This window comes from Aeromonas rivuli (assembly GCF_000820045.1).
Classification (GTDB): domain Bacteria; phylum Pseudomonadota; class Gammaproteobacteria; order Enterobacterales; family Aeromonadaceae; genus Aeromonas; species Aeromonas rivuli.
Genome location: NZ_CDBJ01000082.1, coordinates 21,110 through 30,190, shown reverse-complemented (window position 1 = coordinate 30,190; position 9,081 = coordinate 21,110). Strand labels below are relative to the sequence as shown.

Annotated in this window: 9 protein-coding genes; 7 read left to right on the top strand and 2 right to left on the bottom strand. The window is 60.2% G+C overall.

The features are described from left to right. Positions 1–275: 275 nt before the first annotated feature. The gene (locus BN1130_RS18695) at positions 276–1,241 is read right to left on the bottom strand and encodes a LysR family transcriptional regulator (protein ID WP_198135313.1); all 966 of its coding nucleotides are present in this window, start codon (positions 1,239–1,241) and stop codon (positions 276–278) included. A gap of 137 nt (positions 1,242–1,378) precedes the next feature. Between BN1130_RS18695 and BN1130_RS18690 the strand changes: the two genes are divergently transcribed. The 6 genes from BN1130_RS18690 (at position 1,379) to BN1130_RS18665 (ending at position 7,654) form a co-directional block, all read left to right on the top strand. Beyond that, positions 1,379–2,527, top strand: coding sequence for an iron-containing alcohol dehydrogenase (locus BN1130_RS18690; RefSeq protein ID WP_042043883.1), 1,149 nt, complete (start codon positions 1,379–1,381; stop codon positions 2,525–2,527). A gap of 132 nt (positions 2,528–2,659) precedes the next feature. Next, on the top strand, positions 2,660–3,643 hold the full coding sequence (locus BN1130_RS18685; protein WP_042043885.1) for an aldo/keto reductase: 984 nt from the start codon (positions 2,660–2,662) through the stop codon (positions 3,641–3,643). A gap of 103 nt (positions 3,644–3,746) precedes the next feature. Then, on the top strand, positions 3,747–4,775 hold the full coding sequence (locus tag BN1130_RS18680) for an MBL fold metallo-hydrolase (RefSeq protein ID WP_042043881.1): 1,029 nt from the start codon (positions 3,747–3,749) through the stop codon (positions 4,773–4,775). A 27-nt stretch (positions 4,776–4,802) separates the two neighbouring features. After that, the gene (locus BN1130_RS18675) at positions 4,803–5,273 is read left to right on the top strand and encodes a (R)-mandelonitrile lyase (RefSeq protein ID WP_042043880.1); all 471 of its coding nucleotides are present in this window, start codon (positions 4,803–4,805) and stop codon (positions 5,271–5,273) included. Positions 5,274–5,614: 341 nt separating this feature from the next. Beyond that, positions 5,615–6,676 (top strand): alpha/beta hydrolase, encoded by a 1,062-nt coding sequence (locus BN1130_RS18670; RefSeq protein WP_042043878.1) that lies wholly within the window; start codon positions 5,615–5,617, stop codon positions 6,674–6,676. 126 nt (positions 6,677–6,802) lie between these two features. Further along, positions 6,803–7,654, top strand: coding sequence for an aldo/keto reductase (locus BN1130_RS18665; RefSeq protein ID WP_042043877.1), 852 nt, complete (start codon positions 6,803–6,805; stop codon positions 7,652–7,654). Between the two features lie 296 nt (positions 7,655–7,950). On the opposite strand, the gene BN1130_RS18660 is transcribed toward BN1130_RS18665, so the two are convergent. Beyond that, positions 7,951–8,259, bottom strand: a complete 309-nt coding sequence (locus BN1130_RS18660) for a hypothetical protein (protein WP_042043876.1) — start codon at positions 8,257–8,259, stop codon at positions 7,951–7,953. Between the two features lie 358 nt (positions 8,260–8,617). Here BN1130_RS18660 and BN1130_RS18655 point away from each other — a divergent pair, with 358 nt between their 5' ends. Further along, entirely contained in the window at positions 8,618–8,842 is a 225-nt protein-coding gene (locus BN1130_RS18655; RefSeq protein WP_157014094.1) for a hypothetical protein, read from the top strand. Positions 8,843–9,081 lie beyond the last annotated feature (239 nt).

The following is a 9,081-nucleotide window of genomic DNA, read 5'->3' as shown; positions in this document are numbered from 1 at the left end:
AACCCGCCAACCCGCCAACCGTCTGCCACCCGGCGCATGCGTCAAGGATCTCGAAGGGTCAAAAGGCGTCTCTTGGCCGACTACGAGGTTGTCATTGGCGTCGAAGAAAAGCCGGGTTAGTCAATCAGACTCCTTTGGCTGATGCTGGAAACATCCTGGGGCACCCTTGCGTCACCATAAGCCCGCCGATCTCTCGTGGAGGGCTCTTCGTCAGTCAGCCGTCGCCTGGTACTCCTGTCTATGTGACAGCGCGATCACCTGCTTATCGCTCCTTATCAGGGGATTGCATCCCCGACTCCCCGAGCATGGGCGAGGCGCAGCTCCTCGGCGTCGAGCACGAACTCCGGGCTGTCGGTGAGACGCTCGACCGCCAGATCGATGAAGCGGCGTACCCGGGCGGGCTGGGCCGCGCGGCTGCCGTAGTAGAGAAACAGGCTGTACATGTCTGTCATGTGGTCGAGCAGCAGGGGAACCAGGCGGCCGGCCCGGATGTGCGCCGCCGCCGTCGGCCCGGCGATCTGGCCTATCACTTCTCCCGCCAGCACGGCGCCCAGCTCCACCGTCTCGTCATTGGTGGAGATCGCCGGGCGAACGAGATGGTCCTGCACGCTCTCACCAAGCTTTACATGCCAGGGAATAAGGTGGCCGGTGCCGGCATGACGAAACACGCTGCAGCGGTGCACGCCCAGATCGTGCAGCGTCTGCGGTACCCCATGTTTGCGCAGATAGGTGGGGGAGGCGCAGATGATGAGCTGCAAGGGAAACAGGCGGCGTGCGATCAGCCCATCCTGCGGCGAGAGGCCGATCCGCAAACCCACATCGACGCGCTCCTCTACCCAGTTGCCGATACGGTCATCGAGCTGCACATCCGGCTGGACCTCGGGGTAGAGCCGGCAGTACTCGTCCAGCACTGGGCCGATAATCATCTGCGCGACCGAGCGTGGTCCCACGATCCGCAGTGGGCCGGCGAATGCTTCCCGGGTCTGCCTCGCGGCTGACAGCGCCTGTTGCAGGCCGAGCAGGGCGGGTTGGGCGGCTTCCAGAAAACGCTGGCCCTCTTCGGTCAACGACATGCTGCGGGTGGTGCGATGGAACAGCCTCACCCCGAGATAGGTCTCCAGTTGCCTCAGTGCCTTGCTGGCGGCTTGAGGGGAGATCTGCTGGGCCTCGGCTGCCTTGCTGAGGCTACCCAGTTCCACCGTGCGCACGAAGGTGGTGATGGATCTCAATTCGCTGATCATGGTCTTTCTCGTCGATTTACATCATTTAGTTGTAACTGATTCATCCATTTGCCGTCTAGTTCGATGTTTGTTGCCCATTTATAGTTCAGCTCATCGACAAGCCTCCCGGCATGAACCCAGACAGAGAGACGAGCACGATGGACAATTTCAGCTTTTACAACCCGACCCGGATCGAGTTCGGCACCGGCAAGGAGCGCCTCATCGGCGAGATCCTGGCCCAGCACGGCATCAAGAAAGTGCTGCTGGCCTATGGCAGCGATCGCATCAAGGGTGATGGCCTCTTTGCCAGCGTGAGCGCCAGTCTGAACGAGCAGGGGATCTCGTTCGTGGCGTGCGGCGGCATCGTCAGCAACCCGCTCATCTCCAAGGTGCGTGATGCCATCGCCCTGGCGCGGGAGCAGGAGGTCGACGCCATCCTGAGCGTCGGCGGCGGCTCCGTGCTCGACAGCGCCAAGGTCATTGCCGCAGGGGCCCTCTATCAGGGGGATGTCTGGGATCTGTTTGTCGGCAAGGGGCAGATCGAGGCGGCGCTGCCGGTGTTTGCCATCCTGACCCTGGCTGCCACCGGCAGCGAGATGAACAGCGGCGCCGTGGTGACCAACGATGACACCAAAGAGAAGTTCGCCATCAACTCGGTGCACACCTTCCCGAAAGTCTCCATCGTCAATCCGGCGCTGATGCAGACGGTCTCCCGCGACTATCTGGTCTACTCGGCGGCGGACATCATAGCCCACTCCATCGAGGGCTACTTCACCGCCAAGGTGCAGCCGAAAATTCAGTCCCGCCTGGTGGAGTCCGTCATCGCCACCGTGCTGGAGACCACGGAGCAGTTGCTGGCGGATCCCGCCGACTACAACGCCCGCGCCGAGTTCGCCTGGGCTGCGACCCTGGCATTGAATGGTCTGACCTATGCGGGTACTTCGGGTTTTGGTTACCCCAACCACATGATCGAACACGCGCTCTCCGCCCTGTTCAATGTGCCCCATGGCGCCGGCCTGTCTGTGGTGATGCCCGCCTGGATGAAGTGGTTCCATGGTCAGAATCCGGCTCAGTTCGAACGCTTTGCTCAGCAGCTGTTTGGCTTGAACACCGCCGAAGAAGGCATTGCCGCCCTTGAAAAATGGTTCGACAAGATAGGCACGCCGACCCGCCTCTCCCAGCTCGGCATCACGGAGGCGGACCTGCCCGCCATCCTGGAGAACCTCAAGGGCAACGCCCGCTGGTTTGGTCTGGCCGAGACCTACACCCAGGAGGTGCTGGCCACCATCCTTCGCAAGGCCATGTAAGTGGCGGTGCCTCCCTGTCCGCCGTCATGACTGAGCCGCGAGTCGCCAGCCATCACTCCAGGTGAGTGGGTGCCACGCACCCACACCATGGCGCTCTCCAAGGAGAGCGCCTTTCAAGAAAAGGGATCCATCATGCAAACACGTACTTTGGGTAACAGCGGGCTGACAGTGTCGGCCATCGGTCTGGGCTGCATGGGGCTGAGCTTTGGCTATGGCCCGGCCACGGACAAGGGGCAGGCCATCGCCCTGATCCGCCGCGCCCATGAACTGGGGGTGACCTTCTTCGACACCGCCGAGGCCTATGGCCCAGGCGATAACGAGCTGTTGCTGGGGGAGGCTCTCGCCCCGTTCCGGGACAAGGTGGTGATCGCCACCAAGTTCGGTTTCAAGCACGGCAAGGTCTCGGAGGGGCTGGACAGCCGCCCGGCCACCATCCGCGCCGTGGCGGAGGCGTCGCTGCGCCGCCTCAACACCGATGTGATCGATCTCTTCTACCAGCACCGGGTCGATCCCGATGTCCCCATGGAAGAGGTGGCTGGCACAGTGCGAGACCTTATCCAGGAGGGCAAGGTACGCCACTTCGGTCTGTCCGAGGCCGGTGTCGACTCCATTCGTCGCGCCCACGCCGTGCAGCCGGTGGCGGCGCTGCAGAGCGAATACTCCCTCTGGTGGCGCGAACCGGAGCAGGCCATCCTGCCGTTGCTGGAGGAGTTGAGTATCGGATTCGTCCCTTTCAGCCCCCTCGGCAAGGGCTTCCTGACCGGGACCATCAAAGCCGATACCCGATTCGATGACTCGGATTTTCGCAACATAGTCCCACGTTTTGCCGAGGCGGCGCGCCAGGCCAACCAGCATCTGGTCGAGGTATTGAGCGACCTTGCGGCCAGCAAGGGGGTGACGTCTGCCCAGATTGCGCTCGCCTGGCTACTGGCACAAAAGCCCTGGATTGCCCCCATTCCCGGCACCACCAAGCTGCATCGGCTCGAGGAGAACCTGGGCGCAGCTCGGGTGGCACTGAGCGCCACCGATCTGGGAGACATCCAGCGTGCCCTGGTCGGGATCAAGGTGGAGGGGGATCGCTATCCGTCACACCTGCAGCACAACGTGGGTCGCTAAGGCCGGATCCACAACAGGAGTCTCATGAATGCAGAACCCTTCTGTACTCTCTCGCGCCGTTCCAAGGGGCCGGCGCTCTCTCTGGTTGCTAACAGGAGCCGTGATGGCAGGCATCTTTTCCTATGTATTGAAACCGGGCCTGCCCGCGCACCCTGACTCTTCCCAGTATCAGGCGGGTCAATTCAGCAATGTCGTGGCACTGCCGCAGCGCAGCACCTGGGAAGGGGTACGGCTCTGGTGGGATTTTCTGTTCGCTAAGCCTGATGGCACTGTGCCGGATCGCGCTATCCCGGTGCAGGCCATGAGCCGTGAGGGGCTGATGGCCGCCCCGGACAACAGTGTGTGGCGCCTCGGCCACTCCAGTCTGCTGCTTAAGTTGCAGGGCAAGTTCTGGCTGACGGACCCCGTGTTCAGCGAGCGCGCCTCGCCGGTGCAATGGTTTGGCCCCAAGCGCTGGCACGCCCCGCCTATCACCCTGGATGCGCTGCCCCCCATAGAGGCGGTGATCCTCTCCCATGATCACTACGACCACCTCGACCATGACGCCATCCTGGCGTTGGAAGAGAAGGTCAGCCACTTCATCACGCCGCTCGGGGTGGGGGCGCGCCTGGTTGCCTGGGGTGTCCCCCGGCACAAGGTCAGGGAACTGGATTGGTGGCAGCAGGCCCGGGTCGGCGGCATTGAGTTCATCGCCACCCCGGCCCAGCACTTTTCCGGCCGTGGCCTGGGCGATGGCAACCAGACCCTGTGGGCTTCCTGGGTCATTCGCGGGGAGGGAGCCACTCTCTTCTTCAGCGGTGACAGCGGTTACTTCGATGGCTTCAAGGAGATCGGCAGGCGTTTCGGCCCGTTCGATATGACCTTCCTCGAGACCGGGGCCTACGACAAGCGCTGGGAGTACGTGCACATGTTGCCGGCGCAGACGGCGCAGGCGTTTCACGATCTGCGCGGGCTGTGGCTCTATCCGATCCACAACGGCACCTTCGATCTGGCCATGCATTCGTGGGATGACCCGCTCGAGCAGATAGTCCGTTTGGCCACCGAGCAGCAGATCCTATTGACCACCCCGGTGATGGGCGAGCCCCTGAACGTGCTGATCCCCCATGAGGGCAGCGCCTGGTGGCGCGAGTGACACATTTTTAAAGCACAGGAGTCGACAATGAACCCAATATCCGCAACCACGCTTGCCCAGGCTGAGGCAAAAGATCAGACGATACAGGTATTTTCCCCGGGGCTGGTGCCTGCAACCCAAGGTGCCAGCGAATTCTTCGTCGGGGATGTCTATGTGGATCAGCTGTATCAGGGCACGGCGCCCGCCGCCATCTCTGGCGGCCTGGTCAGCTTCACGCCGGGGGCGCGCACCGCCTGGCATACCCATCCTTTGGGCCAGACCCTCTACGTGGTCAGCGGGGTAGGGCGGGTGCAGATGGCAGAAGGCCCTGTCCAGGGGATCCGGCCAGGGGATCTGGTCTGGATCCCGGCTGGGGTGAAGCACTGGCATGGTGCGGCACCAGATACTCCCATGACCCACCTGGCACTGGCTGAACGGCAGGATGGCCAGGTGGTGACCTGGCTTGCGCAGGTGAGCGAGGGTGATTATCGCACCGCCGTCGCCGGGGACCGGAATTGAGCATGCGGGGGAATAACAGTCAGCCCGATCCCCAATCAGTGCACCTTGGTACCGCCCCTGGGCGTGATCAAGCGCTTCTTGATCACCCACGGTGGCTATGGCATCGGGGATAGCGAGGCGGTACTCGCCAGACTGGCGTCAGGTGCCCGGCGAGATGCACCACTGATCATGGAGTGCGATCAGGAGAGGCGAACGACCGAGACAGTAGCCCGGTGGCTGGAGGCCAGAGGGACTTGATCTCATCTTTGGGCGAGGCAGACAGGTCATCGTCGTGATGGCGACAGGTGACGTTCATTACGTAAACAGGATTGATGCTTGATGCCAAACAAGGGAACACAACCATGAAGAGACTCAGTAAATCGTTGCTTTTTTGCATGCTGGCAGGGGTGCTTGTGGCCCCCGCTCATGCCGATCCCCTGGTGATCCAGGAGCAAGGCAGCTTTGCTGCGGGGGGCGCCGTCGTCACCGCACCCGGCACCTTCGACCGCAAGAAACCACTGGAGCCTGCCGGTCAGAGCTACCATGGGGATCACGCCAGCGTCCTCTATCAGATCCCGTCCAACCCGCACAAATATCCGATCGTCATGCTTCACGGCGCGGGTCAGTCTTCCCGTACCTGGCAGACCACGCCGGATGGCCGGGAAGGTTTCCAGACCCTGTTCCTGCGCCGGGGGTTTGCGACCTATCTGGTCGATCAACCCCGTAGAGGCAGCGCGGGTCGTAGCATGGTGGAGGGGACAGTGGCCCCCAAGCCGGATGAGCAGTTGTGGTTCAATCAGTTCCGCCTCGGCGTCTGGCCGGATTATTTCAAAGAGGTCCAGTTCTCGCAGGATCAAGCGGTGCTGAACCAGTATTTCCGCCAGATGACCCCCAATACAGGGCCCTTTGATGTCAACGTCATCGCCGATGCCATGGCGGCTGTGCTGGACAAGAGTGGTCCGGCCATCCTGTTCACCCATTCTCAGGGGGGCGGACCGGGCTGGCATACTGCCATAAAAAGCAACAAGGTGAAGGCCATAGTCGCGTTCGAACCAGGCAGTGGCTTCCTCTTCCCTGAGCAGGCGTTGCCAGCCTCCATGCCTAGCGCGTTCGATACCCTGAAGGGGGAGCCGGTGACGATGGCGCAGTTCATGAGCCTGACCAGGATCCCGGTGCTGATCCTGTATGGCGACAACATCCCAAGCCAACCGACCGCCATGCCCGCCCAGGACAGCTGGCGAGTCCGGTTGGCGATGGCCCGTGAATGGCGGGATCTGGTCAACCAGCACGGAGGGGATGTCACCGTCGTCCATCTGCCCGAGATCGGCATCAAGGGCAACACCCACTTCCCCTTCTCCGATCTGAACAATGTGCAGATTGCCGATCTGGTCAGCCAGTTCCTGAAAGAGAAGGGTCTGCAATAACCAGGGGATAACGGCAGGGTGCCTGATATGCACAATCAAGGTGGTCAGCGCACCCTGGCAACGAATTGATCCCTGGAGACCCTTGGCTGCGTCATGCCAGTCACACCACAGCGAAAGGAAAATGAGATGAACACAGTCAGACTCAACAACGGTATAGAGATGCCCCTGCTGGGCTTTGGTGTCTTTCAGATGACAGACGCGGCAGAGTGCGAGCGCGCCGTCATCGAAGCCATCGACAGCGGCTATCGGCTGATCGATACCGCCGCCTCCTACCAGAATGAAACCCAGGTCGGGAACGCGCTCAAGCGCAGTGGTATTGCACGAGATGAGCTGTTTATCACGACTAAATTGTGGTTGCAGGACACCAGCTATGAAGGTGCAAAGGCGCAGTTTGAACGTTCGTTGAATCGTCTGCAGCTGGATTATGTCGATCTCTATCTGATCCATCAGCCCTATGGCGATGTCCATGGGGCATGGCGGGCGATGGAAGAATTACAGCAAGCTGGCAAGGTCCGCGCAATCGGCGTCAGCAACTTCCAGCCTGACAGACTTGCCGATCTGATTGCTTTCAATAATGTGGTGCCCGCCGTCAACCAGATAGAGGTGAACCCGTTCAATCAGCAGTTGCATGCCGCGCCCTGGATGCAGAGTCGACACATACAGCCACAGGCGTGGGCCCCCTTCGCAGAGGGCAGAAATGGTCTGTTCCAGCACCCGGTGCTGACCGCCATCGGTGCGAAGCGGGGAAGGATCGTGGGGCAAGTCGTGTTGCGCTGGATCTTCCAGCGCGGCATAGCGTCGCTGGCCAAGTCGGTGCGCAAGGAGAGGATGAAGGAGAACCTCGATATCCTCGACTTCGAGCTCAGTCAGGATGAGATGGTGCAGATAGCCGCGCTGGATACGGCGACCAGCGCCTTCTTCTCTCACCGCGACCCCGCCATGGTGGAATGGTTGACCCGGCGCAAGCTCGACGTCTGACAAGGGCAATCAGCAATGGCGTCGGGAGATGACAGACGGTTGGTGGCGCGGTTCGCCGCCAACTGGAGTCTGGTGCCTGAACATCAGGACAACGGCCCAGATCAGAAGCGCAAGACGGCTAACAGCGCTCGTCTGATCCAAATCTATCACTCACTGATTGCTCTATCGGCGTTGTGCGGGAGAGGGCAGCAGGCTTTGTTCTCTGAATGACCTCACCGACCAGTCGGTTACAGCCATCTTCGGGGTCAGTGGTGCCATGAGGGCCACCGGGAGACCGTCCATTATGAATGAGGGCTTTAGCCCAAGAGAGTCCGCGAGGAGGAGGCGGTGTTCTCCACAATTTCAATGGGAAGTACCCTGCACACTCTCTGCATGTACTCCTCGGCTTCGTGTCTGGTCGTGAAGCCTTGAGCTATCCCGGCATCATTCACGACACGGTGTTCGCCTAGCGACGACACCACGGTCGGATACCAGAGGATGTCACTGTGGTTCAGGTTGCAGTAAAGTAGAAGGCCCCCTTCGTTGCCAAATATCTTCACCACTGACTCTCTAATCGTCGTTAAACCCTGCCCGAGCACTGCCTGGAAAGGTGCGAGATTTGTCATGATGTTCCCCTGATTAAGTCATGGTAATTAAACAACGGTAAATTACCCGGGATTGGCTGAATGGCAGCTTGCTACAAAACACGAAAGTGTATGAAAAACCTGCACAGCTCAGGATGGCGGCCGTGTGGGCGTGCCGTGCGTTTTCCATTGGCTGTGAATGTGTCGGCACGCTAGCGTTCCTTCCGGCACTTTTTGGTGCAAAGCGTTGATTATATTGTCAACTTTAGACAAGGGAGGGCGACTCAAGGGGCGATTCTTGTGGCGGGAGGGGCCCCTATTTCTGCAAATCAATCAGTGACGGCCGATATTCCCTTGCAGAGCGCTTGGTCATCCATTGGATGGTTCAGGGCGCTTTCAAGTGACTCACTGGCTCTGTTCGCAAGGCATCTTGTTCGTCGAATGGGGTGGCAGCGTCAGCAACCCGCTCATCGCCAAGGTCCGTGATGCCATCACAGTGACGCTGCCGGTGTTTGCCATTCTGACCCTGGCCAAACAGCGGGTGAGGCCAATTATCGCGTGCCCGTCGCTGGGTGATACAGGGCTGCCCCAGCTTGCCTCGCGGCAGGCGATCCACGGGAAATAGTGATGTTCATACTCCATTTTCGATAACCCCTCGCTGAGCCAGTACGACGATATATCTGAACGACATGCCCCGGGAGCGCACATCAATTATTCCGTAATGATGATTTTTATGAATTGCGAACAATACATGACATTTTAATGACACATTATTTTTGCTGGTTAATTGGTCGCCTGATAATACCTGTCAGATCTGACAGGTATTATAAAAAACTGTCGCTATTCACCCAGTTAATGAGTGCA

Excerpts from the sequence above, each read along its gene's own strand:
- BN1130_RS18695 (WP_198135313.1), bottom strand. The coding sequence starts at position 1,241 with ATGATCAGCGAATTGAGATCCATCACCACCTTCGTGCGCACGGTGGAA.
- BN1130_RS18690 (WP_042043883.1), top strand. The coding sequence starts at position 1,379 with ATGGACAATTTCAGCTTTTACAACCCGACCCGGATCGAGTTCGGCACC.
- BN1130_RS18685 (WP_042043885.1), top strand. The coding sequence starts at position 2,660 with ATGCAAACACGTACTTTGGGTAACAGCGGGCTGACAGTGTCGGCCATC.
- BN1130_RS18680 (WP_042043881.1), top strand. The coding sequence starts at position 3,747 with ATGGCAGGCATCTTTTCCTATGTATTGAAACCGGGCCTGCCCGCGCAC.
- BN1130_RS18675 (WP_042043880.1), top strand. The coding sequence starts at position 4,803 with ATGAACCCAATATCCGCAACCACGCTTGCCCAGGCTGAGGCAAAAGAT.
- BN1130_RS18670 (WP_042043878.1), top strand. The coding sequence starts at position 5,615 with ATGAAGAGACTCAGTAAATCGTTGCTTTTTTGCATGCTGGCAGGGGTG.
- BN1130_RS18665 (WP_042043877.1), top strand. The coding sequence starts at position 6,803 with ATGAACACAGTCAGACTCAACAACGGTATAGAGATGCCCCTGCTGGGC.
- BN1130_RS18660 (WP_042043876.1), bottom strand. The coding sequence starts at position 8,259 with ATGACAAATCTCGCACCTTTCCAGGCAGTGCTCGGGCAGGGTTTAACG.